At 42.3% G+C, this 24,417-nt stretch carries 20 protein-coding genes; 2 read left to right on the top strand and 18 right to left on the bottom strand.

From position 1 onward, the window contains the following. Positions 1 to 30: 30 nt before the first annotated feature. From AKG39_RS17415 to AKG39_RS17400, 4 genes are all read right to left on the bottom strand, one after another. Positions 31 to 840: a MerR family transcriptional regulator gene (locus tag AKG39_RS17415; RefSeq protein WP_050741677.1), complete on the bottom strand. Its 810-nt coding sequence runs from the start codon at positions 838 to 840 to the stop codon at positions 31 to 33. A gap of 175 nt (positions 841 to 1,015) precedes the next feature. Next, positions 1,016 to 1,501, bottom strand: a complete 486-nt coding sequence (locus tag AKG39_RS17410; RefSeq protein WP_050741676.1) for a ferritin-like domain-containing protein — start codon at positions 1,499 to 1,501, stop codon at positions 1,016 to 1,018. 205 nt (positions 1,502 to 1,706) lie between these two features. Further along, positions 1,707 to 2,636: an aldo/keto reductase gene (locus AKG39_RS17405; RefSeq protein ID WP_050741675.1), complete on the bottom strand. Its 930-nt coding sequence runs from the start codon at positions 2,634 to 2,636 to the stop codon at positions 1,707 to 1,709. A 174-nt stretch (positions 2,637 to 2,810) separates the two neighbouring features. Further along, the gene (locus tag AKG39_RS17400) at positions 2,811 to 4,919 is read right to left on the bottom strand and encodes a catalase (RefSeq protein WP_050741674.1); all 2,109 of its coding nucleotides are present in this window, start codon (positions 4,917 to 4,919) and stop codon (positions 2,811 to 2,813) included. Between the two features lie 461 nt (positions 4,920 to 5,380). On the opposite strand from AKG39_RS17400, the gene AKG39_RS17395 reads away from it, so the two are divergent. Beyond that, positions 5,381 to 6,235: a YihY/virulence factor BrkB family protein gene (locus tag AKG39_RS17395; protein ID WP_050741673.1), complete on the top strand. Its 855-nt coding sequence runs from the start codon at positions 5,381 to 5,383 to the stop codon at positions 6,233 to 6,235. Positions 6,236 to 6,484: 249 nt separating this feature from the next. On the opposite strand, the gene msrB is transcribed toward AKG39_RS17395, so the two are convergent. From msrB to AKG39_RS17375, 4 genes are all read right to left on the bottom strand, one after another. Beyond that, positions 6,485 to 6,928 (bottom strand): peptide-methionine (R)-S-oxide reductase MsrB, encoded by a 444-nt coding sequence (gene msrB, locus AKG39_RS17390; protein ID WP_050741672.1) that lies wholly within the window; start codon positions 6,926 to 6,928, stop codon positions 6,485 to 6,487. A 35-nt stretch (positions 6,929 to 6,963) separates the two neighbouring features. Beyond that, complete coding sequence (locus AKG39_RS17385; protein WP_050741671.1) at positions 6,964 to 9,012, bottom strand: thioredoxin domain-containing protein; 2,049 nt, start codon at positions 9,010 to 9,012, stop codon at positions 6,964 to 6,966. 84 nt (positions 9,013 to 9,096) lie between these two features. Continuing rightward, positions 9,097 to 10,776 carry a putative ABC transporter permease subunit gene (locus tag AKG39_RS17380; RefSeq protein ID WP_050741670.1) on the bottom strand — a complete coding sequence of 560 codons (1,680 nt, stop codon included), beginning with the start codon at positions 10,774 to 10,776 and terminating at the stop codon, positions 9,097 to 9,099. After that, entirely contained in the window at positions 10,776 to 11,498 is a 723-nt protein-coding gene (locus AKG39_RS17375) for an ABC transporter ATP-binding protein (protein ID WP_050741669.1), read from the bottom strand. The genes AKG39_RS17380 and AKG39_RS17375 overlap by 1 nt, the downstream gene beginning before the upstream one ends. 151 nt (positions 11,499 to 11,649) lie before the next feature. Here AKG39_RS17375 and AKG39_RS17370 point away from each other — a divergent pair, with 151 nt between their 5' ends. Further along, a complete protein-coding gene (locus AKG39_RS17370; protein ID WP_050741668.1) occupies positions 11,650 to 12,513 on the top strand; it encodes a 4Fe-4S dicluster domain-containing protein in 864 nt (287 codons plus the stop codon). 317 nt (positions 12,514 to 12,830) lie between these two features. On the opposite strand, the gene AKG39_RS17365 is transcribed toward AKG39_RS17370, so the two are convergent. From AKG39_RS17365 to deoD, 10 genes are all read right to left on the bottom strand, one after another. Beyond that, entirely contained in the window at positions 12,831 to 13,451 is a 621-nt protein-coding gene (locus AKG39_RS17365) for an ABC-2 transporter permease (RefSeq protein ID WP_050741667.1), read from the bottom strand. Further along, positions 13,451 to 14,308 (bottom strand): ABC transporter ATP-binding protein, encoded by an 858-nt coding sequence (locus tag AKG39_RS17360; RefSeq protein WP_050741666.1) that lies wholly within the window; start codon positions 14,306 to 14,308, stop codon positions 13,451 to 13,453. The genes AKG39_RS17365 and AKG39_RS17360 overlap by 1 nt, the downstream gene beginning before the upstream one ends. A gap of 3 nt (positions 14,309 to 14,311) precedes the next feature. Continuing rightward, entirely contained in the window at positions 14,312 to 14,686 is a 375-nt protein-coding gene (locus AKG39_RS17355; RefSeq protein WP_050741665.1) for a GntR family transcriptional regulator, read from the bottom strand. 441 nt (positions 14,687 to 15,127) lie between these two features. Continuing rightward, positions 15,128 to 15,808: a M48 family metallopeptidase gene (locus AKG39_RS17350; protein ID WP_050741664.1), complete on the bottom strand. Its 681-nt coding sequence runs from the start codon at positions 15,806 to 15,808 to the stop codon at positions 15,128 to 15,130. Beyond that, positions 15,805 to 16,278, bottom strand: a complete 474-nt coding sequence (locus tag AKG39_RS17345) for a methylated-DNA--[protein]-cysteine S-methyltransferase (RefSeq protein ID WP_050741678.1) — start codon at positions 16,276 to 16,278, stop codon at positions 15,805 to 15,807. The genes AKG39_RS17350 and AKG39_RS17345 overlap by 4 nt, the downstream gene beginning before the upstream one ends. A gap of 16 nt (positions 16,279 to 16,294) precedes the next feature. Next, positions 16,295 to 19,798 carry an SbcC/MukB-like Walker B domain-containing protein gene (locus tag AKG39_RS17340; protein WP_050741663.1) on the bottom strand — a complete coding sequence of 1,168 codons (3,504 nt, stop codon included), beginning with the start codon at positions 19,796 to 19,798 and terminating at the stop codon, positions 16,295 to 16,297. After that, positions 19,795 to 21,015 (bottom strand): exonuclease SbcCD subunit D, encoded by a 1,221-nt coding sequence (locus tag AKG39_RS17335; protein ID WP_050741662.1) that lies wholly within the window; start codon positions 21,013 to 21,015, stop codon positions 19,795 to 19,797. Before AKG39_RS17335 ends, AKG39_RS17340 begins: the two co-directional genes overlap by 4 nt. Positions 21,016 to 21,267: 252 nt before the next feature. Next, positions 21,268 to 21,672, bottom strand: coding sequence for a hypothetical protein (locus AKG39_RS17330; RefSeq protein WP_050741661.1), 405 nt, complete (start codon positions 21,670 to 21,672; stop codon positions 21,268 to 21,270). A 187-nt stretch (positions 21,673 to 21,859) separates the two neighbouring features. Further along, a complete protein-coding gene (locus AKG39_RS17325) occupies positions 21,860 to 23,212 on the bottom strand; it encodes a cation:proton antiporter (RefSeq protein WP_050741660.1) in 1,353 nt (450 codons plus the stop codon). Positions 23,213 to 23,417: 205 nt separating this feature from the next. Next, positions 23,418 to 24,131 (bottom strand): purine-nucleoside phosphorylase, encoded by a 714-nt coding sequence (deoD, locus tag AKG39_RS17320; protein ID WP_050741659.1) that lies wholly within the window; start codon positions 24,129 to 24,131, stop codon positions 23,418 to 23,420. Positions 24,132 to 24,417: the final 286 nt, after the last annotated feature.

Raw genomic sequence — 24,417 nt, 5'->3', positions numbered from 1 at the left:
TACATGTAAATATGTCAAGTTTTGTATACACTATTTCTTTTTAACCGGCACTTGAACTTCGGTTAACCAATCCTCTTTATTCTCTTTGTTCCAGATCCCATCAATATAGCTCTCCCTTGGGCTGTCTGTTGCGATATAGCCATTTTCTTCAATCCATTTGAATACATAGGCGTAGGCATTTCCTAAAGTATCGTAAGCACCTTTATGCATGACTGAAACTGCGCTGATTGAGGGCATTTTCTTGAATTTGATATTATCTGTTTCGGTTCCCCATTCTGTAACTGCTTCGCAATATTCGACGTCAATGTTTGTTTCTTTGTATTCTCCGTCGTGATAAATGATAAAGCAGTATTCGGGGACTGCACATTTTAGGGTTGGATTGGCTTTTTTCACTTCCTCTCCAATGGCAGGAACCAGCTTAAAATAGGCGTCGTAATTGGGGATCACCATCCGTTTGGAATACACAATACATTCGGGCAATTCTTTTATAACCGCTTGATAATTCATTTTTTGGCCTTCTTTCTTTTCTAGAATAAAATGATTGATTCGCGAGAGTTGGTCTTTTACATTTTTGAGCTGGCCTACTAATTCAGATTTCCGCTGTTCCAGGATACCATCAACATTCTCGTGCTTGAGCATTGCTGAAATTTCATCGATTGAAAACCCCATTTGCCGAAGGCTGACAACCTGATGAACGATTACTAACTGGTCATTAGTATAATAGCGGTACCCATTTTCAGCGTCAATAAATGCAGGGGTCACCAAACCAACCTCATCATAATAACGCAGGGTTTTGACGGTTATCTTACAAATCTTTGAAAACAAACCAATTCGATACATGCTTACCTCGTTTCTCTATCTTTATTCTAGGTTCTCCCCTTACCGGAGAGTCAAGGCCAATTTAATTTTTTATTTATAAATTCACAAAAAATTACACCCCACTGGATCATGAGGCGTAATTTTTTGAATGATAGCGTTTTAACAGCCATCATACTATAATAAATCAAATTTTGCATTAATAGTCTTCTCTTATTCCAAATTCAGCGTCTTCAACCCATTCTTGAGGCCGTTCAACAAGTAATATCAGCTCATTGAATATATTGAAATGTTCTTTTTCCTGTTTGACCAGGTATCCAAATAGTGTTTTTGTTTTATCATCCGTTGACTCGGCTAAAAGTTTCTCATATAGGTCAATGCTTCTTCGCTCAATATCCAAAGCAAATTTATAGGCATCCAGCTGATTGGGAATTTCCTTGAATTCTTTTTTAAATTCGGTGCTTCCTTTGAACACATTATTATATTGAGAAAGCGTTTTATTTTCGGTTAATTCGTAAGACAATTTATTTAATGCATTCTCCAAAATACTGGCATGATTTGCTTCATCCTTTGCCAGCAAAAGAAATACTGCATTTAAATTATTATCCTTGTTTATTTCAGCCTGTTCCCGGTAAAATTTTTCTCCGTCATGTTCCATGTTTATAGCAAATTCCAAACTGTTCATAATGCATCTCCTAAATTAAATTTTTTGACCGCTTCTTGACCATCTCTTGTTATTTCGCAATACTTTTGACATAAAAATAACGCCTTCACAGATTAGTCTTTGAGCTTATTATACCCTTCAATATTAAACTCAATCAAAAAATGTCCCTATCCAGCCTGACCTCGGTCATGAGATTACCGGATAGTCAAGGCCAATTAATATGGCTTCAGTCACTGCCCGGGATATTGTCCTCTCCCAGCCACTCCGGGTTCTTTGCAGTACCGTCAAAAATCGATCTGGTCTTGAATAGCTCAAATTTTCCAACTTGTGCAGCAATAGCGGTTTTCGCCAGCAATGACTGTACTTCCTCAGCGCTCATGGGTTGAAACGTCCTTACTGCTTCACAGGCCTGGTCCAGAATCTTCATGCTATCGATTCCGGTGATAACGACGGAAATAGGTAAATTCAGGGCGTAGTGCAGGCACTCGATGGCCGTGACTGTTTTGGAATCCAGGAGAATTCCACCACCCATACTCTTCATCCCCAGCACGCCTATTTTTCGACTGATCAATTCCGGCAACACTTCTTTTTCAAAACTCCGATAATGGGCATCCATGACATTAAGAGGCATCTGAACTGTATCGAAGGTGAAGCCGCAATCCTCAGCAATTTTTAGCATATACAAATGGATCTTTGGGTCCTTGTGTCCGGTAAAACCGATATAACGGATCTTCCCGGCCTTTTTGGCCTCAATAAGGGCAGCATTCGCCCCATTCTCATCAAAAATACGCGTTGGGTCATCATAACGAATCACCTCGTGATGTTGAACGAGATCGATCATGTCAACCTTAAGACGTCTTAGAGATTCGTCGAGTTGCTTCGTTGCGTCTTTCTTTGATCGTCCATCAATTTTCGTCATCAAAAATGCTTTCTCCCGGTAACCATTCAGAAGCGCTTTACCCATCCGGATCTCACTGGCGCCTTTGCTGTAATCCCATGAATTATCCATGAAATTGATGCCCCTGTCGATGGCGGTACGAATGATCCGAGTGCTCAACTGCTCGTCCACCTCATCGTGACTAATATGTGAGCCTCCAACGCCAATGACCGAGACTTTTTCCTCGGTGCTGCCGAGGGTTCGGTAGATCATATCCATTGTTTATTATTCCTTTCTATATTCTATGGCTTTGCAAACTTAAAATAGCTGCCGTTTAAAACCAATTTTTTAGTTCCTAAAAAGCCCTTCAATTGGATCTAAATTGAAGGGCCGAATCAAATATGCTTTTTACATATGATTCGTGAGAATTTTATCAAGGAAATCATCTCGTTGTTAGGCTAGGATTCGCACTGACTTTTCCCGATCCCATTGGCGTGTTTTTGCTGCGGCAATAAATGCGTCTTTATCATTAGCATCGACAATTCCGGGGTCTGATTTAACATTCGCTTTTTTCAAGAGCACTTTCCCCCCGGAATCAAAAGCAATTGCCTTGAGATGAACAAAGGCATCCGTGACAAAATCCACGGCGACACTTTCATTCATGAGTTGTTTTGCCCCCTGGTCTGAGAGAATCACCGCTACTGCATCAAATAATGCCGAAGGGGCACCTGCCAGCTGTTTATCCGCAGTTTGCATCGTGCCATCCGCAAGTTTTACACCGCCAATTTTGGGAGCAACAATCTTAATATTAGCACCTGCCTTAACTATTGCTTTTTCAAGCTCTTTTATGACATCGCCATCAGAACCATCCGCTACCAGGATACCAACGACACGCCCCTCCAGGGTGTCTTTCATCTTGCCAATGATCTGCAATGCGGGAGAGGCTTCCATTTCCTGGGGAGGCGCTGCCGCGACAGGGGCATCCGGCATCTTTTTCAGTGCCAGGCCTTCGGCAACGCGGCTGGCAAGGTCTTCGTTAATATGTCGCAGATGACCGACAATCGCCTCACGGATATGTTCATGTTCAACCTTGGAAAGCTCAAAGACTAACGCCGAGGCAATATGGGCCTGCTCGTATGATGTTTGACTGATATAGAACTGGCGTGCCTGACTGTAATGATCGGCGAAACGCTCTGGCCGAATGCGTCCTTTGTTCCCGGTTTCGGTTACATCCGCGCTATGAAAACCCTTTGTGGGGGTTTCACGGGCGGATTTTTCCGACAGGGAATTCGGTTCGTATGATACCCGCCCATCAGGCTGTTCCATTTGCATGTAGCCATCCCGTTGTTGATTGCCAAAAGGACATTTAGGCGCATTAATGGGAAGCTGATGAAAATTGGGAGATCCCAAACGGAAAAGCTGGGTGTCCTGATACGAAAACAGCCGCCCCTGCAGTAGCGGATCATTCGAAAAATCAATCCCGGGCACAATATTGGCAGCACAGTAAGCAACCTGCTCGGTTTCCGCAAAGAAATTATTGGGCCAGCGATCAAGCACCATTCGCCCGATAACCTTTAGTGGCACCAGTTCTTCCGGTATCAGCTTGGTCGCATCCAAATGATCAAAGGGGAATTTTTCGGCATCTTCCTCGGTGAAAAGCTGAACCGCAAATTCCCACTCAGGGAAACTACCTTGTTCGACGGCCTCGAACATATCCCTGCGGTGGAAGTCCTGATCGGCCCCGGAAATTTTAACAGTCTCATCCCAAACGGTGGACTGCAAACCCAGCTTTGGACGCCAGTGGAATTTGACAAAAGTTGATTCTCCGGCTTCATTAATCAGTCGGAAGCTATGCACCCCAAAGCCTTCAATCATCCGTAAGGAACGGGGCAAAGTGCGATCAGACATGATCCACATCACCATGTGCATGGATTCAGGCGTCAGTGATATATAATCCCAGAAGGTATCATGAGCGGTTGCCGCCTGGGGAAAGGCACGATCGGGTTCCATTTTTAATGCGTGAACAAGGTCTGGAAATTTAATGGCATCCTGGATAAAGAAAACCGGGATATTATTCCCAACCAGGTCCCAATTACCTTCTTTTGTATAAAATTTTACTGCAAACCCACGGACATCCCGGGGTGTGTCGATGGAGCCGGCACCTCCTGCAACCGTGGATAAACGGGTAAACACAGGGGTCTTCTCGCCTACCTCAGTGAGAATTTTTGCAGTAGTGTATTTTTCCAATGACTTGGTAAGTTCGAAAAAACCATGCATTCCGGTCCCCCGGGCATGAACGACACGCTCGGGAATCCGCTCGTGATCGAAATGGGTGATTTTTTCACGCAGAACAAAATCTTCCAGCAGTGTCGGCCCCTTAGGATTGGCCTTAAGGGAGTTCTGATTATCAAAAATGGGCACGCCCTGATTCGTAGTAAGCTCAGGGTGGGTCCCTCCGGCTGTCTGATGAAGCTCGCCACCGCTACCGGTTTGTAAGTCTATTTTTGAATTCGGATCTTTTTTTTGTTCTTTAGTACCATTTGGGGTATCTTTTTTAATCATTATTTTTTTCTTGTATAATAAAAGAATGAGGTTCTTAATTATACGTTTCCTTTCTTTGTATTTCTACAACGTTCTCCTTAATATCACGTATTTCTATGATTTCTGACAGATCGTCGGCATTAGTGTTCATATCGTTGCCGCTCCATGATTGGTTTTTTCTTTAAAAAACATATCCTAGATGACGTTTCTGATTCATTCGACTGCCTCTTGCTCTATTTCTTATTATTTGGCAATACTTTCTGTATATAAATCACTCCTTTACAAATTTGGATTTAAAAATACTATACCCTGCAATATTAGACTTAATCAAAAATTGTTTCTATTTCCAGATTAGGATTAGCTTATATAAATCCCCTAACAGCACTTTTTTTAACCGTATTATTTGAAATTAACGACTAAAAAGAGTATACTCAAGAAAAAGTTAATTAAAGAAACGAAATCTTTTGTGAGGAGATGATACTATGAAAAAAGAAGATCTTTTGGAACTGCTTAAGGATTTGTATAACCGGTTTATGAATGATGATCTGCTTTCAGTGGGTGCCCAGATAACTTATTTTCTAATCTTATCACTGGCGCCTTTCCTGATCTTTTTAATTACACTGATCACCTTCATTCCGATAATTGATTTTCAGAACAATATCGAAGTCCTTAAGACCTTAATGCCTGCAAATGCCTACGAAATTCTCGGTTCTATCATCGATCAGACCATTAACAACAGCAGCGGAGCCTTACTGACCTTTGGTGTTGTATTTGCTTTGTGGTCAGCTACCACCGGGGTCAGTTATCTTATTCGTGGGGTAAACAGAGCCTACGATCAGGAGGAAACACGGCCTTTCTGGAAAACAAAGCTTATTTCATTGCTCATTACACTTGAACTCAGCTTTGTCATCATCGCTTCTATGATCCTCATCGTATTCGGGGGCATTCTGGGTTCACAGTTTTTTGGTTTTTTAGGGTTTTCGGAAGAATTCTCAATGATTTGGGGTTATCTCCGATTTTTCATTGCTTTAATCGCAATCATACTTGTTTTTACATCCCTTTATTACAGTTCGCCGAACCGAAAGCTAACTTTTAAAGAGGTACTGCCGGGGGCAATCACTGCTGCCATCAGTTGGATCATCGTTTCCATTGGCTTCTCTTTTTATGCTGATAACCTGGGGAATTATACGGCAGTCTATGGCAGCTTAGGAGGTGTTATTGCCTTACTCACCTGGATGTATCTGAGCAGTGTCATCTTTTTGTTGGGTGCCGAAATTAATGCTTCTTTCAAATTCAGAAAAGAAGGCATCAAAAAAACAACCCTCAAAAAGTTCTAGGAACAGTGTTTGAGGGTTCATTTTATTGTCTTTAATAAAAAAAAAGAACCTGCAAATATAGGTTCTTCGGGCTTTAAACAAAACAAAAAAGTAAGTCCTGGGGACAATCGTAACATCAGTTGTCGGCATCATGGCGAACAGGCGCTTAGCCTGTCCGATCATGCAGCCGACAACGATTTACCATTGTCCCCAGGACGGGTTTGCCAACAACCTCAAGCACCGGCGATTGCAGGCACTTTTCTTTTAGTCTTAATCCAGAAGTTTCAAATACTGGTCATAGCCCTCTTCCGTCATTTTTTCTTTAGGTACAAACCGAAGTGAGGCGCTGTTGATACAATAGCGCAGACCTCCTTTGTCCTGGGGGCCATCGTTAAAAACATGTCCCAGATGAGCATCTCCGGTTTTGCTGCGAACCTCGGTTCGCTGCATTAGTAAGGTATTGTCTTTTAATTCTTTGACCACTTCGGTATCAATGGGCTTCGAAAAACTGGGCCACCCGCATCCGGATTCAAACTTATCGGTGGATACAAAAAGAGGCTCCCCGGTGGTAATATCGACATAGATACCTTCCCGAAACTCGCTGTTGTATTCGTTTTTAAACGGCGGTTCGGTGGCACTTTCCTGGGTCACTGAATACTGTTTCGGGGTCAAACTTTTTTTAAGTTCATTTTTATCTTTTTTAACATATTCCATGATCTACACCAACCTTTTCATTGATTATTTTATAGCTAAATTAACTGGTTAAAAACATCCGCATCGGTGACTGGCTGGGCGCACTGATAGTTTGCACAAACGTAGGCTGTGGGTTTGTTATCAATTGTCACCTGATTCTTTGCAAAATCATTGACCTGATCCAGATCACCCTCGCCTTTATTTAAAAGCACCACTGAGAAAGGCAGGTACTTTTTATTCAGACGATCCAGCATTGTCTGGATGGCAGGATCATCTTTTTTTCCGGCCAGCACGATTTCCTTAGTAGGCTGTTCCGCAAAGAGCTTTGCACTGAGCATCATGGTATACGCCATGGGGGCCTGGTTAAGATTTCCCGCAAAGTGAGCAAACATGTCTTCGGCTTTCTTTTCAAGGTCTTTGCGACCGGTTAATTTCCCCAGTTTAAGTAGTGTATAAGCTGCCACCGAATTCCCTGAAGGCAGCGCACTGTCATAGATCTCTTTTGGCTTGGCAATCAATTCTTCGGCATCTTTGCCATAGAGATAAAACCCCGGAGTCCCGTCCTCATCACCAAACAGAGTAATCATATCCTCCACCAACTTCAGTGCTTTCACTAAATAGTCGGTGGTAAATGTAGCTTCATAGGATTCGATATAGCCCCAAATTATAAAGGCATAATCGTCCAGGTAACCTAAATGTTTCACATCACCCTGGCGATATCTGGCATAGAGGCGACCATCATCCCCGACTAAATTTTTCTCCACAAATGCAATGGCCTGGTTTGCCTGGTCAATGCAATCAGAATTATTAAAGGCTTTTCCTGCCATTGCCAAAGCAGCAATCATTAAACCATTCCATGCGGTCAGAATTTTATCATCTTTATAGGGATGGATCCGTTTTTCCCTCTCCTTAAAGAGTTGCTGTGCTATTTCTTCAAGCTTATCTTTAACTTCTTTATTTTCCTGAATGGTTTCAATATTGGTTTCAATTAAATTCAAAATGGTTTTTCCATCAAAATTGCCTTCTTCCGAGATGGGATAATACTTACTGAAAAATTCAGCCTCGTCTTTACCAAGGATTTCCACAACTTCATCCATGGACCATACGTAGAATTTCCCTTCCACCCCTTCTGAATCCGCATCCTCAGCGCAATAAAAGCCGCCTTCCGGGGACTTTAAATCCCGGGTGACATAGGTGATGATTTTTTCTGCAATATCTTTGTAAAGCCCATTACCGGTGGCCTGAAAGGTTTCTGTGTAAGCCATTAATAATAAGGCATTATCATAAAGCATTTTTTCGAAGTGGGGCACCAGCCAAGCTTCATCCGTTGCATACCGGGAAAACCCAAAACCGATGTGATCAAAGATACCGCCTTTGTACATTTGTTCAAGGGTTTTCTCAACCATTTTTAGCGCTTTGGGTTCTTTGTTTGCACTGTAGTATCGCAATAAATAAAATAAATTATGGGGTGTTGGAAACTTTGGTTCCTTGCCAAAACCCCCATACTGCGAGTCAAAGCTTTTATCAAAATAATTATAGGTGTCTTTAAAAACCCCCACATCAAATGGTTTATCTTTTTCTCGTTTATCCAGGGTATTTAACATTACGGTCATTTTTTGAGCTGAATCTTCCACCGCCGCCTGATCTTCTTTCCATTTGTTTGTGATACCTTTTAGCACATCCATTAGCCCCGGATGTCCATATTTGTATTTTTTCGGCAAATAAGTGCCCACATAAAAGGGTTTCTTTTCTGGGGTTAAAAAGACATTCAGCGGCCAGCCGCCTTGTCCGGTACTGACCTGGGAAAAGGTCATGTAGATTTGATCGATATCCGGCCGCTCTTCCCGGTCCACCTTTATGCTAACGAAATCCTTATTCAAGGCTTCCGCAACCTCGTCATCTTCAAAGGACTCTTTTTCCATAACGTGACACCAGTGACAGGTACTGTACCCAATGGATAAAAAAACAGGTTTGTTCTCTCTTTCTGCTTTTTCAAAGGCCTCTTCTGACCAGGGATACCACTCAACGGGATTGTATGCATGTTGCAATAAATAGGGGCTTTTTTCGTCTATTAAATAATTTGGTTTCTCATTTTTAATATTCAATCGATAATCCTCCCTTTATATTTTTCTTCATAGCAAGAATTTCAACTCACTTATGCTTATTATATATACCCCTTTACAACCTTGCTAAAAGGCCAACAATCGTTTTTCAAGGTCTTTATTTATCTTTTTGTAAAAAGCAATGGTTATAATCAGGCTGACTATAATATAAACTGCATAGGAAACCCATTGATTGACAAAATATCCCAAGGCCCCACAAATAGCAATGAGCATGACCACGTAAAACATGCCAATAAAAAGCGTAATCATCACATTCATATTGTTTTTTACCGCTTTTTGGGGATTATCCCAGTCTAACAGTGGGCGATTCATATCAATGAATAATCCGAATAAAAGAATGGGCAGGCTTCCTATAAGTCCCATAATTACAGTTAATAACACCGTTGTCAGTGTGAGTGGCATAAAAAAATATACGCCAATGAGGGTGCAGAGAATCCCCAGACTCTGGACTATCAGAGCCGAAGCGGTCCGGCCGATAATCTGATCGCTGGCAGATACCGGAACGATTCGGGTCAGCCATGAGGCTTTACCCTCCCGTGAAAAAGTCGTTGCCGTAGTTGCGGATGTACCTCCGAAAAAAACGAAGAATCCGATGAACATGAAGTTGATCACCATGGGCATTTCTCGGTAAAATTCCCTGACGCCATTTATGTTTTCAGGCGAAAGTTCGGCAAATGAAAGACTGACCAGAAGCACCAATGGTACAATAATAACCACACTCACGTTGTTGAAAAAATAAACCGGGGTTCGCAGCAGCAATCGCATATCCATGGAAAAAATAGCCATGGCACCATGGCCTTTTTTACCCAGGAACTTCCCTCTTTCAATGCCGCTTAAGGTTCTTCCTTTTCTGGCGATTTTTCCGCTAACCAGACTGGTAAAGTAAAACCGCTCACCAATAAATACCATAAATCCAAAGGAAAGAGTTGTGATTAATACCAGACTGAAAATCCAAACCACTGACATTAATGTGAGGCGATTAAGTCCCCAGGCAACCAAAAAACTGGATGGGAAAAAATACCCAATGCTGTTTAATAAACTTTCATTGTTTGTCAATAAGCTATTTAGCAGGATCTGAAAATCCACCTCGGCTGAACTGCTGACCTGAGTGCCAAACCAAAACTGAACTCCGATGACCAGGGCGATAGCCAGGAATACAAAAATAATCTGCAAAAAATCCTTGCGCCCTTTAACTCTGGAGGAACGCATAATGAGCATAATTAATGCTGTTTCTAAAGACAAAGGCAATAATGGCAGGGTTAGTAGCACAACCAGCGCTAAAATGGCATAACCCAGCCCCATACCCTCTCCAACCCCATAAATAATAAGGACCGGCACGAATAATAATGCGGCAAAGGCGTACTCAAAAATAAGAATACTGGCAAATTTGGAAATGATAATCTTTCTTGGGGTAATTGGCAGGGAAATGAGCTCTTCCGTATTCTTTGAAAAATAGAATACCGAAAGAATGTACATGATCCCAAAAACAATAATCAAAAACGATATAAAAATATAGCCGGCACTTAAGAAAACCGAGGTTTGATCGATAACTTTCAATCCGGTGTACAAGGCAATCATAAAAAACACATAAAAAAAGAACGCCGGAATCAAAGCTATCGGAACAATAATCAGTGTGAATAGCTGTTTGGAAAATTCCTTCTTATTGTTGGTTCGATTGTAAAAAAATAAGGAAAGTCCCAAAGAATCATTGATAAACAACTTGGTAAGATTAATCAGCTCTTTCATTATTCCGTTAACTCCAAAAATATATTTTCCAGGGATTCATGACTACCGGCTTTCGCCCGAATTTCATCCATGGTTCCCACTTCAATGATTTTCCCTTTATTAATAATGGCGATCCGATCGCATATTTTTTCGGCCACATCCAGCACATGGGTCGAAAAAAATACCGATTTTCCCTGGTCACAATGTTCCCGCATGATTTTTTTCAACTCAAAGGAAGCCTTGGGATCCAGGCCCACCATGGGTTCATCTAAAATAAATACTTCCGGGTTGTGAATCAAGGCGCCGACCAATGCCAGTTTCTGTTTCATCCCATGGGAATAGGAACCAATGGGGTCATTGACGGCCTCCTTGATCTCAAAGATATCCAAATATTTTTCAATGAGTTTTTGTCGCTCAGTTGTGGGAACCTCGTAAACATCGGCCATGAATTTCAGATATTCCAACCCCTTTATTTTTTCAAAAAGTTCCGGATTATCGGGTACATAACTGAATTGCTTTTTTGCTTCCAGAATATTTTCCTGGTTATCAATGCCATTAATGAAAATTTTTCCCGTGTCCGGTTTCAAAAGGCTGACCATCATTTTTATGGTAGTGGTTTTCCCTGCGCCATTGGGGCCAACAAATCCGAAAATTTCCCCTGGATTGACTTCAAAGCTGATGTTATCAACCGCTTTAATATTTTTGTTGCCATATGTTTTAGAAACCTGTTGGAGTTTAAGCATAGTTGTACTTCCTTCCTTATTTATAATTATTTTTCATTTTAACACAGAAGCTTGCTGTGAGTTTGTAAAATTTAATATAGTTTTTAGATAACTAGCATAAAATGTTAATGAAAGAAAAAAAAGAACCTCAAAAAGAGAAAGCAGGTATATTGTGATCAATCAAAAAGAAATTACAGCATTGAAAGCCCAGGGAATTTTAGCCCAGCAACAGGACGGTTATTTTTCGATTCGTATTATGAGTCGTGCTGGTAACTTTACTTCAAAAGAAATTCAAGCCCTGGCGGTAATCGCTGAAAAATACGGTCGCAGCTATCTCGGGGAAACGACACGACTCGCCATTGAAATCCCCTGGATTAAATATGATGACATCGAAGCAGTTAAAACGGCTATTAAGGCAGCTGGCCTGAGCCATGGCGGCACCGGAAAAAAAGTCCGTCCATTAGTGGCCTGTAAGGGAACGGTTTGCCTTCATGGCCTTTATGATACCCAAGAACTTTGCGGCATCTGTCATGATCGATTCTTTGGACAGGATCTCCATGCGAAAACCAAATTCACTTTTGTGGGATGCCCCAACAACTGCGCCAAAGCAAATACCAACGACATCGGTTTTGTAGGGCAGTCTTATGTTCAATACGACGGTGACAGCTGTAACAATTGTGGAAAATGCACCACGGTCTGCCGTGCCAAAGCCCTTACTTTGGTTGATAAAAAACTGGTCTGGAATGAAAAGCTCTGTGTCAACTGCGGTAAATGCGCCCAGGTTTGTCCCACCGAAGGGATGACCGAAGAAGTCCGCGGCATTGCTGTTTATCTTGGCGGCCGGATGGGCCGTGGGTATCGTTTCGGCGATCGCCTGACGGACCTTTATGCGGTGGAAGCAATTCCTGGCCTGATCGAAAAAATCCTGGAAACCTATATGGATTTAGGCGCTGATGGCGAACGTATCTCTGCGGTTCTCGATCGCATTGGAATCAATGCCTTTGAGGGTGCTTTAAAAGAACGTCTTGAAGCCTAGAACAAGGCTCAGGCAGACGTTTGTTTATAAAATCGTCCTGGGGACAATGGTAAATCGTTGTCGGCTGCATGATCGGACAGGCTGCGCCTGTTCGCCATGATGCCGACAACTGATGTTACGATTGTCCCCAAGACTTACGTTTCTATTATGTCTGCAGTCTGAGGTCCGAGCAAATACTTGGGCCTTTTTTTGTTTATAAAATCGTCCCGGGGACAATGGTAAATCGTTGTCGGCTGCATGATCGGACAGGCTGCGCCTGTTCGCCCTGATACCGACAACTGATGTTACGATTGTCCCCGGGACTTACGTTTCTGCTTTTAAAATTCCTTTTTCTCGTAAATTTTAAGTGACAGTCCATAGGAGAGGATCAGGCCAGCCAAGGTAAAAGCCACCAATATTAAAAGATAGAGCCATGGATTGGCGTCGGTCGGGATGGGGATTTGCAGCTGTTCTAAAAGCAATAAAAAGCCGGTGGGAATAAGGGCACACAGGATTAGCATGAGCCGCGCTTTTTCAGCTCCGAATTTATAAATTAAGGGCAGCATCACACTTCCGAAAACAATGGCAATGAGGAAAACCACGCCGATGATTGCCAGAATTTCCATGGAAAAGCTTCTTCCCATGACCATGGTTCCAATGAAGCCTACGCATAAGGATAAGATGGCACCGGTAATATTTAAAATCCCCAAAACCAGATACTTGCTCAGAACTATTTCTTTTCGGGTCACCGGCATGGTCAGAGCGTAGGAATCCCACCTGGCCAGATCATCGTAACTGATGGTGGTGATCACCATCATGGCAAACATAAAAATAATAATCCCAAAAACAAAGTTGTTTCCCGCCGGAATGAAAACAACAGCAAAAAGCAGCAGCATCACTCCCAGAGTTTTAAAGGTCCCCTTTAAATTCAGCAAGTCTTTTAAAATTAGCCCTTTCATTATTTTACCCCCTTTATATAAAACAACATAATTTCCTCAATAGAAACCCCATCCACAATCACTTCCGGGTATTTTTTCTGCATTTTCCCTTTATCCTTTACCAAAACTTCATAACCAAAGGCGTTATTTCGATATCGAATGTACTCATCTTTATCCAGTTTATTAAAATCTTCGGTGCCGCATTTTAAGGATCCCATACCGTTTATCAGACTTTCTTTATCGTCATCCAGAAGTATTTCCCCTTGATGGATCAAAACAATATAATCCGCAATTTTATCAAGGTCACTGGTGATATGAGAAGAAATTAAAATGGAATGCTCTTCGTCCTGGATAAAATCCATAAAAACGTCCAGAATTTCCTCCCTGACAATGGGGTCCAGTCCGCTGGTGGCCTCGTCCAAAATCAAGAACTGCGGTTCATGGGAAAGCGCCACGCCGATTTGCAGTTTCATTTTCATTCCCGTTGAAAAGCTTTTAATGATTTTATTATCCGGTAGTTTGAATTTCGCAAGATATCTTTTGTACATAACCGGGTTCCAGTTTTTATAAATACTGCCCATCATTTTTGAAATATCCGCGGTTTTCAGGTTGTCATGAAAATTGCAGCCATCCAAAACAACCCCGATGTTTTCCTTGATCTTCTTGTCCTCTGCTACTGTGTCCATTCCCATTATTTCAACGGTGCCGCTGTCTCGGTGAATCAAATTCAGAATGGCTTTAAGGGTCGTGGTTTTTCCTGCGCCATTCTCACCAATAAATCCGACGATGCTTCCCTTGGGGACGGAAAAGCTGACATCTTTTAATTGGAAATCACCATAACTCTTGTTTAAATTTCGAATCTCTAATGCATTATTCATCTGTTATTCTCCTTTATATAAAACTTCTATTATTTCGGTAAGCTCTTCATAGGTTATATCACTGCTCTTTGCAATTTCCACGGCCTTTTGAAGACATTCTTCTGCCAGTCTCAGCTGCTCTTCCCGTATAAAAGCCATGTTCTTATTGGCCACAAAACTGCCTTTCCCGGTAACAGTCTCAATAAAGCCATCCCGTTCCAAATCAGAATAGGCCCGTTTGGTGGTAATCACACTGATCCGCAGCTCCTTTGCCAAAAAGCGCATACTTGGCAGCAATTCCCCCGGGGCTAAGTCGCCACGAATAATCATGTTCTTTATTTGCATGGCAATTTGTTCATAAATGGGCTTGCCGCTGTTATTGCTGATAATGATATTCAATAATTCCCCTCCTTTAATAGTTTATAGTGCATAGTGTATATATAACCTATATACACTATGCACTATTCTAATTTCAAAGTCAAGTTTTTTTTGCAAAAAAAACACACACAGGATAACCCTGTGGTAAGACTGTGGGACGAGTTTGATGCTAAAACCGCAGCCCCAAATAAACAGTGAGTCCTGAGAACAATCGTAACATCAGTTGTCGGCATCATGGCGAACAGGCCCAGCTTGTCCGATCATGCGGCCGACAACGATTTATCATTGTCCTCGGAACAAGTTAGATACTTAAGCTGCAGCCCCAAATAAATAGTAAGTCCTGGGGACAATCGTAACATCAGTTGTCGGCATCATGGCGAACAGGCCAAGCCTGTCCGATCATGCAGCCGACAACGATTTACCATTGTCCCCAGGACGATTACACTGCCCAAAAGTCAGGCTTTATTCCCAGCTTTGGGTGCCCAATGTTAATTGAAGTTCTTTGAGCTTTTTCTTCTCCTGTTTGTAATTCGGCAAAAGACCTTCAACAATCTTCCAGAATTTGGGGGAATGGTTCATTTCCCGAAGATGGGCCAGCTCATGGACCACCACATAATTCATGGTATCTTCGTCGGCCATGACCAGATACCATGAAAAATTGAGATTTCCTTTGCTGGAACAGGAGCCCCAGCGGGATTTCGCCCCATTAATTTTGACTACACTGGGTTTAAGGTTCATCTGGTGGCTGATTTCTTCGACCTGATGGGTCAGCACTTTTTTTGCAAGGTAGCGATAGATTCTTACCACCTCTTTGATAATCCCCTGAGGAGTTAATAAACCATAAGCATAAAAACACTTGCCATTAAACCCGGTATTTTTTTCATCAACAGCGACCAATGGATAGCTTTTTCCAAGAAATACAAGCTGATCACCAAATTTTAATGTAAAATCCTCCCGTTGCTCAACCTGGGCTTTCACCGGAGCATAATGTTCTTCAATCCAGACCTTGTGTTTTTTAACAAAATCCGCAATGATTTTTTTTGATGTTCCTAAAGGAACCCGGGCCTCGATGATGGCATCTTTGGTAATATATAAACCTAGGGTTTTTCTTTTTGTGTATTTAATGATATATCTTTCGGTCATTTAACTCCTTCGAGCCTTAAAAGCTTTTCCTTAATATCAATACCAGCACCATAGCCAACCAAACTGCCATCCGAACCGATGACCCGATGACAGGGAATCACAATCAGGATGGGGTTTTTATTATTTGCCATTCCCACCGCACGGCAGGCTTTGGGATTGCCAATGGCCTGGGCGATTTCTTTATAGCTTCTGGTTTCACCATAGGGAATGGCTTCTAAGGCCCTCCATACGGATTTTTGAAAATCGGTACCTCTTGGTTCCAATAAAAAGTTAAACTCTTTCCGTTTCCCCTCCAAATAATCCCTTAGCTGTGCCGCGGCGTTTTTTATCAGTGGGGTTTCCGCGACCTTTAGTCCGGGTCTGACACTATCACCCAGAGTAATCTGAGTAACCGCAGTTTTGTTTGCTGCAATTCCAATTCGGCCAATTTCGGTTTGATAAAACCAAATCCATTCCTGTGTATTTTCCATTATTTTTTCCTCTTCTTTACCTTTCAATTCTAACCCGACTCCCACCGGCCCCTGCTTCTGCTGCTGTAATGATGAGTTTCACCGGCATCCGATTTTTAATGGATTCCACGTGACTGATAATTCCGACCTTCAACTTATCGTGGTGAAGCATTTCAATGGAATTCATGACGACTTCCAGTGCATCTTCATGCAGCGAACCAAAACCTTCATCCAGAAAGAAAAATTCCAGCGGGGCCCGACCCTTTAATTGTATTTCAGCAGATAAAGCCAGGGCTAAAGCCAGGGACGCCAAAAATGTTTCCCCACCTGAAAGGGTCGAAGGATCCCTGGAGGCTCCACCGTTTTTATAATCACGGATGATAAATCGTCCGTCGACATCCGCTTCCAGTCCATAATTTCCGTTGCTGATTTCGGTAAGGCGTTTGGAGGCTTCGATTGAAATGTATTTCAGCCGGGCTACTGCCACAAATTCCACGAATTTTTTCCCGGCAAAGAGCTTTTCCAAGTCACTGATCAATCCTAGAAGATGGTCGATCTTTTCTTTTTCAATCAAATATTTTTGGAGTTCCGCAAGCCTAATTTTTAAATTTTTAACCCCGTCCGCTAAACGGCTTTGCTGATCTTTAAGGGTCTCAACCTGAGTTTTGTACCATTGGTAGTTGTTTTTGATTTCGGTGAATTGTTCCTGACTTAAACTGCGGCCATTAATCTTTTTGTTTAAATTTTCCAGTAGACCATTATTTTTTACCAGGGCTTCATGATAATCCCTGATGGCTGACTGCAAGATAACCATTGCTTCTTCGGAAATACAGGCATTTTTCGCATGCTCAACAGCTTCAAACCCCAATGCCCGCAACTGTTTATCCAGGGCCTGGGTATTTTGATCGCCCTGGCGTACTAAGGTACTAAGGCTCGCTCGTTGGCTGGTAACCAGCTCATTGGCTTTTTCATAGGCTTGTCTTAGCTCGTCACGCCGTTTATTTTCTTTTGCCCAGGTTTCATTGATCCCAGCAATGACGTTTTCCTGTTGGGTTTTAAGAACCCCAAGGCTTAAAAGATTCAGATCCTCTCCTACCTTTGCCACAACAGCTTTTTTCTTGTCTTGCCTTTGTTTCATTTTTTCCAGGCAGACAGTGGCATACTCTCTGATTTGCCCCTGTAATTTACTAATGCTGTCATTGATGACAGCCAACTTTTCCTGATCCCGGGCCAAATAATTTTGCTGGTTTTCCAGACTGAGAACCAACTCGTTTCGGCGGGTATCCTTTTCCCTGAGCTTTGTTTTTTCACCAATAAAATCAATAATAGGAATGGTTTCCATTAATTTATCCAAGGCATCCTTTTGGTATGAATGGGTTTCCATCTTTTGATTAATTGCGGCGGTCATTTCAATAGCTTGATTTTTTAAGAATTTCAGCGCGGCGGTTTTTGCTTTGAAATCGCCGGTGACGGTAAGTAATTCCTGGGTACATTGAGAGTGACTTGTTTCTAACTCTTTTTGTCGATCCTCCCAGCTTCCTATGTCAACGCCCATGATGATATTCTTATTTTCCAGCTTTTCTGGCTGTCCGGCTGGGATCAGCTCTCCCAAATGATGCAATTCGGTTTCCTGAATCAGCAGATTGTCACGTTCTGCTTTTAAACTTCCGGTAAGTTCTGATATTTCTGAGTTTAATGCAGTTATGGTATTTTCTTTGATGAGATTATCATCTTTAAGCTCTTGGAGTTTAGCCGTGTCTTCCTGTTTTTCCGGGTGATATTGGATGGGATGTTCCGTTGCGCCGCATACCGGACAGGGTTCTCCCTGGTGTAGCCGGTCTCGGAGTCTTGCCCCCAGATTTTCATTTTCAAGGGCAGCGATGACCTGTCTCAGGTTTTCAGCTTCTTGGATTAAAACTTTTCTGGCCGTATTTTTTTTGTTTAATTTTTCGTTTAAATCATCAATTTTTTGGTTTTTATTTTTAGTATCTTCTTTTAAGCCTTTCTGCTTCTCGTAGAGGGTTCGGATTCTGTGGGCTTCATCCCTGAGCTGTTGAAGCTCTTCCCGGGTGCATGGCTTGGTCTTTTCATGGTCCGACCGTGTTTGACCATAAATCTGACTATTTATTTCAAGCGTTGCCTGTTTTTCATTAAGCTCCCGGCTTTGCTGTTCAAGCTGCTCTGTTTCTAATCTGTTTTTGTCCCGGCGCGTCTGATGGACTTCAAGTTCATTGTTTAATAATTTTATTTTGTCAGAAATCTCGGCACCCTGATTGATCTTATCCCGATACTCAACCCCTACCCGGAGCTTTTTCTCTTCTTCCAGATCCCGGCTGATACTTTCTTTCTTTTGCATCATGCCTTGATCGAGACTTTTTTTATCTTCTTCCAGAATCCTGTTGTTATTCGCACAGGCTTGGCGCTGCTCTTCAATTGACCTGATCTCCTGCTCCAGAACACTATCCTCGGTTTTTAAGGCAATGGCATCAATGATCCGGGAAAGACTTTCTCGATGCCTGGGGAGATCTTCATTTTTTTGATGTGCTATTTTATCAAAGCTTTTTTCGACTTCAATTTTTTCTGCCAAAAGTACCGCATGAAGCTCCTTCTGACTTTGCAGCCTGGTTGACAGCTCGGCAATTTCCCGGTTGAGACTTTCCAGTGCGTCAATGGCCGGTGCCGCTCCCTGGGCTTTTTCCCCCTGGGCTAATTGATTTTCCTTTTGGGTTATTTGAGATTTTCGGTTTGCTAATTGATTTGACAGTTCAATGGCTATTATTAATTCCTGGTGATAGTCCCAAAGGGTTTGGGCCTCTGCCAGAGACTGGGTGATGTTTTCATAGCCCCGCAGATGCGCTTCTAAATTTTGGTGATTCGTTTCAAATTCCATGGTTTTTTCTTCCAGGGCTTCGGCCGAAACCCCTTGATAGGAACTGATGCTACCCTCTAGACGATGAAGTTTCTCGGTTTCCTTGATTCTTTCCGATTTCAGCCGATTGGTGAGATCATCCCCATACTTGGATAGGTTAAACAAACGCTCCAGCATCTCCCGCCTTGGTTTTCCTTCAAGCTTTAAAAAATCGCTGAATTTCCCCTGGGGCAGCACCACGGTTCGGGTAAAATCTGTTAAACTCAAACCAATAACATCTTCACAACATCTTGTCACATCACCGGGCTTGTCCGCTAAGACCTCAAGGCCCTCGGGTTTTACTTCTAAAAATCGGCATTTTCCCTGGTTAATACCGTCATTGTTGTTGCGCTTGAATTCTCGGGTCACCTGATAGGTTTTTTCTTCGGTTCCGGAAATGATGAATTCATAAAAAACGCTGGCTTTTTCTTCATTAACATTAATATAATTGGTGCTGTTACGTGATATTTTCCCGTAAAGTGCCAATGTAATCCCATCGAGGATTGTGGACTTTCCGCTTCCGGTGGGCCCGAATATGCCAAACAGGCCGCCCTGGGTAAGCTCATTGAAATCAATGCTTTGCTCTTCCAGAAAGCTGTTGATCCCTTTTATTTTAAGCAGCATCGGTTTCATATTTTTTCCTCCTGCAGGACCAGCGATAAAAGTAGTTCCAAAACCTCGTCATCCGCTTCAATGCCCCGTTCCTTGCGGTAAAACTCTTTAAACACATCGCCAAAGGATTGTTCACTTAATTTTTCCAGGCTTTCTTCGGTAAGGATAGTGGTCAGCTTTGGAATCACTTCCAGAATATCGTCTTTGTGAGCTTTCATTTTTTTTATTTCATCCTCGCGGATATAATGGTCGGTTTCAATTTCCAGGTAAACCCAGCAGGATCTTTCACTGTTTTGCTCGCATTTTACAATGGCGGCTTCAACGCTTTCGCACTGCCAAACCTCGATGGGTTTGTAGATGTTTAAATCGATTTCCCGAATTGAATTATTGATGGTTTTTCCATCCTCAACCACAATTTCAACCACAATGCATTTTTTACCATAGGAAATTTCCCGCCGGTTAAAGTGAATGGGTGATCCCGCGTACCGTCCCCGGCCATTGGTTCCCGGAATCACCTGGGGTTTGTGAATATGTCCCAAAGCGATGTAGTGGGCCTTTTCCGGGAAGCAGCGGCCATCGACGATATAGGTTCCCCCCAGTTGGATACTGCGCTCAGAACCCCCTTCTTCACTGCCCATGGCAAAAATATGGGCGGTGACCAGATTGATGGTGTCCGCTCTGAAATGGCATTCCAACTGGCTAAAATAAGAAAAAATCCGATCACTGTATGATTTCTGATTGCCGTCATCATCGATGATCTCATCATAAAGTACCTCATTCAGCCGTTTTTCACTGGGATAGGGTAACAACAGAATCACCGCCCGCTCGCCATTGATTTCTATTTCAACAAAGCCTTCTCCCGAAGTCACCACTTGATGCTTTCCATAGCGCCCTGTTTCAATGATGGTTTTGGGAACCCCGGCCACCAGAACCCCATGATCTCGGGCAATGGGGCCCGGTGCCTCAAGGCGCTGAGGATTATCGTGGTTTCCGGCAATAATCAGAATCAGTCTTTCTCCATCTTTTGACAGGCTTTTCAGACTTTCGTAAAACAGTTTCTCTGCCCGGGCCGGCGGATTGTAACTGTCATAGATGTCCCCGGCAATGATAATCAGATCAATCCCTTCACTTTCCACAATTTCCAGGAAGTCATTGAGAAAACATTCCTGCTCGTCCATGCGACTATGTCCTTCTATATTTTTACCAAGATGCCAATCGGCGGTATGTAATATTTTCATAGATTTCTTCCCCGTTCACTCTGTTTTCCTTATTATCCCATAATCAACTTTGCTTGTACAGATCGAACCACAAGAAAAGCCCCGGCAAATGCCGGAGCTTAAGGTTGTCGCCAAACTCGTCCTGGGGACAATGATAAATTGTTGTCTGCTGCATGATGGTACAAGCTTATCGCCTGTTCGCCATGATGCCGACAAGATGATGTTACCATTGTTGCCAGGACTTGCTTTTCTACTTTGTCAACACTTTGGCGCTTACTTTTCGATTTCGTCCACTGCCACCAGCAACTCTGAAATGGAACTGTACCAGTTTTCAATCATATGGCGCATCAGTCCCACCTGTTCCGACTTTGCCAGCAGTCCCAGAATTGGTGTTTTCGAACCATAGGCCGCACCGATTTCTGCCCAGGCATCACATCCCGAGGGTCCGATGTAGATGAGCAAATCGGCACTGGTGACCGAAGAAATACAAAAATCAAAAACCCGTTCCCCTTCCGGGGACTCAATAAAATGGGTCAGTTCTTTTTGTGATAAAAAAGCTTCTTCCGGCCGTCCTTCCCGAATCCAAGATAAAATGGTGTGCCCCCGGACTTCCAAAAGATCGGTGAGCATTTCGACAGCGTGCTGATGCTTCCATGAAGCGGCAATATATATTCGCATGATTTCCTCCAAATTAGTATTCTCTAAACCGATAGTTCAATTATACTCTTCTGGGTCCAGATCCACAAGTACATGAACCACTTTCATAAACAAATGGCATCACCAATAAACCGGGCTTTTAAAAAATGACTTAAGGAGCAGCTGCTCCTTAAGTCATTTTTAAATGAGTACCCACATCATAATAGCTTTATTTTTCCATTGCCTGGGGTTGGAGACCAGTTTTTTTATCCGTCGTCAATTGCGATTGACTTAATATAATATACCCTTTCCCCACTGTCAATCCCTGAATAACGGTGGTAAAGAATACAATGGCATAGGTCGAAACCAGAAATATTCCGTAGATGGGCGATGAAAATGATGTGTTGACCCCCATAATCAGGGCTAAACACAAACCGCCTTTTAATCCGGCCCAAGTTAAAAAAGTATTAAAGCGAATACGTTTCATGCCTTTGGGTGGATTTTTGTTTAACAGCAGTGATGCATAAACCCCTGCCATTCGGGCAATAGTATTGATAATAACAGATCCTATTGCAATAATCACAATCATGATCACTGACATGGTATTAAAATGCGTAATGTCAATAAACAACAGGCCCACTAACAGAAATAGGATGCCATTTAAGAGATTATCAACCACTGACCAAAACGAATAAAACAGTCTCCGAACTTCCTGTGACATGTGCTCACTTCTGAGCCTTTTAAGTTTGGCAATGCCGGTAGCATAATAGAGTCCGCAGATCACTGCCGCAATCGGCCCGGAAAAACCAAGATATTCACAAATGAGGTAGGCCAGCATAACGGTTAAAATACTTGAAAATATTTTAATGAAACTATCTTCTGAACGCTTGAATACCTCAAAAAGAAGAAAGGATATAACAAATCCTACCAATGCCGCACCCAGAATATCTGTGCTTAAACCCCACATAAAAGTCACGAAGGAAACATCCCCGGAGGTGTGTTTTAAAATACTCATCAGCGTAGCAAAAATTGCCACAGCCACACCATCATTAAAGAGGGCTTCACCTTCAATAATCAACCCGATTCTTTTGGGCAGTCCGGCTTTTGCCAGAATGCTCATGGCTGAAATGGGATCCGTTGGCGATACGATTGCACCCAGAATAAGCGCCTCTAAAATACCAATATTCACCTGAATGATAAATCCTAATCCCCAGAACAGGAGTCCGTAGACTAACGTGGATACCAGGGTACCAATAACCGCGGTGCTGCCTATCACAAATTTATCTGCCTTAAAATCACCAAATTCAATTCTTGACGCACCACTGAAAAGCATAAAGCATAAAACCCCATGAAATAAAAAATCATTGAAGTTAAATTCTCGGTACAGATTTAAGAGCTCTTCCGGCACATGAATAATATCCAGGGTTTGCCCAATAATCACAAGCACAATAAACCCCAGGCCAAAAACAACCAGGCCAATTTCATAGGGAAGTTTTATGGTTTTTTCATTTATAAAACTTAATACTACCACTAAAAGAAGCAGACCACTGAAAATAATTAATAGCTGATCAAAATTAAACATATTTTCTCCAATTCAGTATTAGATTCAGCCTCTTTAGTCTGTAACATACAGTGACTGAACAATATCATTCTGTATTATAGTCCTTGTTTTTCTAAATAACAACTCATTTAAAAATGTTAACCTTTGCATGATTTTACGAATTGGATTAATGCTGTTATCGATAAAATAAAGCGTGTTAAAAATTATTAACCCCCTCTGCCGAATTCTAATCAATCCCCGCTTCTAAGCCAATCTCCATCATGCGGCCAAAGGATTGCTCCCGTTCTTTGGGGCTTGTTTCTTCCTGGGTCAAGATATTGTTGCTGATGGTCAGCAGGCATGCCGCTTTTTTGCCGGTAATGTTGGCATTATGAAACAAGGCAAAGCTTTCCATCTCAACGCAGATACAACCCTGATTTTGATATCCGGCGATGGCATCGTTGATTTTCTGTTCCCGATAAAATACATCTGATGAATGAATCCGTCCTTTTTCCAGGCGATAACCCAATGTTTTTGCGGCGGTTTCAACCCTGGTATTTAGTGCTGAATCTGAGTATAACACCGATTCCCCGCATCCGTTCTGAACCAATGCATAGGTTGATTCGCTCCAGGCACTCTCAGCCAATACCAGATCATAGATGTTCAGTTCCTTGACATAAGCCCCGGCACTGCCGATGCGGATAATAGTGTCCACGTCATAAAAATTATACAGTTCATAGGAATAAATGCCAATCGAAGGCATTCCCATGCCGGATCCCATGACACTGATTTTCTGGCCTTTATAAAACCCCGTATACCCAAACATATTTCTTACGGTATTAAACAAAACCGCCTGATCCAGAAAATTTTCGGCAATATATTTTGCCCGCAGTGGATCACCCGGCATCAGTACCGTTTTGGCAATATCCCCGTTTTTTGCTTCATTATGAGTTGTCGACATAAAACCTCCTGTTTTTAATTTTATTATATACATAACAATAGGGTCTTGACAAACAATAAAATAACAAGTACATTAAAATCAGCAGATGCTTAACAAGCTACACTATTGTATTAATTTATAGGTAATTGCGAAACTGCCGTGAGCTTCGCTGCCAGTTTTGCACGAAACAATTTCTCCACTCAACGTCGGACACTCTTCGAGATGTCCGCCTCGACGTTACAAAATTGTTTGTGAAAACTGACATCAAAGCAACAATTGTTCGATTCTTTTGAGTTTCGCAATTATC

This window comes from Acetobacterium bakii, from assembly GCF_001263355.1.
GTDB lineage: Bacteria > Bacillota > Clostridia > Eubacteriales > Eubacteriaceae > Acetobacterium > Acetobacterium bakii.
Note: the sequence above shows the minus strand (reverse complement) of the source record. Positions and strands in the feature narration are given on the sequence as shown.

Bases quoted from the DNA above. Each gene is read 5' to 3' on its own strand.
- AKG39_RS17415 (WP_050741677.1), bottom strand. From the start codon at position 840: ATGTATCGAATTGGTTTGTTTTCAAAGATTTGTAAGATAACCGTCAAA.
- AKG39_RS17410 (WP_050741676.1), bottom strand. From the start codon at position 1,501: ATGAACAGTTTGGAATTTGCTATAAACATGGAACATGACGGAGAAAAA.
- AKG39_RS17405 (WP_050741675.1), bottom strand. From the start codon at position 2,636: ATGGATATGATCTACCGAACCCTCGGCAGCACCGAGGAAAAAGTCTCG.
- AKG39_RS17400 (WP_050741674.1), bottom strand. From the start codon at position 4,919: ATGATTAAAAAAGATACCCCAAATGGTACTAAAGAACAAAAAAAAGAT.
- AKG39_RS17395 (WP_050741673.1), top strand. From the start codon at position 5,381: ATGAAAAAAGAAGATCTTTTGGAACTGCTTAAGGATTTGTATAACCGG.
- msrB (WP_050741672.1), bottom strand. From the start codon at position 6,928: ATGGAATATGTTAAAAAAGATAAAAATGAACTTAAAAAAAGTTTGACC.
- AKG39_RS17380 (WP_050741670.1), bottom strand. From the start codon at position 10,776: ATGAAAGAGCTGATTAATCTTACCAAGTTGTTTATCAATGATTCTTTG.
- AKG39_RS17375 (WP_050741669.1), bottom strand. From the start codon at position 11,498: ATGCTTAAACTCCAACAGGTTTCTAAAACATATGGCAACAAAAATATT.
- AKG39_RS17365 (WP_050741667.1), bottom strand. From the start codon at position 13,451: ATGAAAGGGCTAATTTTAAAAGACTTGCTGAATTTAAAGGGGACCTTT.
- AKG39_RS17360 (WP_050741666.1), bottom strand. From the start codon at position 14,308: ATGAATAATGCATTAGAGATTCGAAATTTAAACAAGAGTTATGGTGAT.
- AKG39_RS17350 (WP_050741664.1), bottom strand. From the start codon at position 15,808: ATGACCGAAAGATATATCATTAAATACACAAAAAGAAAAACCCTAGGT.
- AKG39_RS17345 (WP_050741678.1), bottom strand. From the start codon at position 16,278: ATGGAAAATACACAGGAATGGATTTGGTTTTATCAAACCGAAATTGGC.
- AKG39_RS17340 (WP_050741663.1), bottom strand. From the start codon at position 19,798: ATGAAACCGATGCTGCTTAAAATAAAAGGGATCAACAGCTTTCTGGAA.
- AKG39_RS17335 (WP_050741662.1), bottom strand. From the start codon at position 21,015: ATGAAAATATTACATACCGCCGATTGGCATCTTGGTAAAAATATAGAA.
- AKG39_RS17330 (WP_050741661.1), bottom strand. From the start codon at position 21,672: ATGCGAATATATATTGCCGCTTCATGGAAGCATCAGCACGCTGTCGAA.
- AKG39_RS17325 (WP_050741660.1), bottom strand. From the start codon at position 23,212: ATGTTTAATTTTGATCAGCTATTAATTATTTTCAGTGGTCTGCTTCTT.
- deoD (WP_050741659.1), bottom strand. From the start codon at position 24,131: ATGTCGACAACTCATAATGAAGCAAAAAACGGGGATATTGCCAAAACG.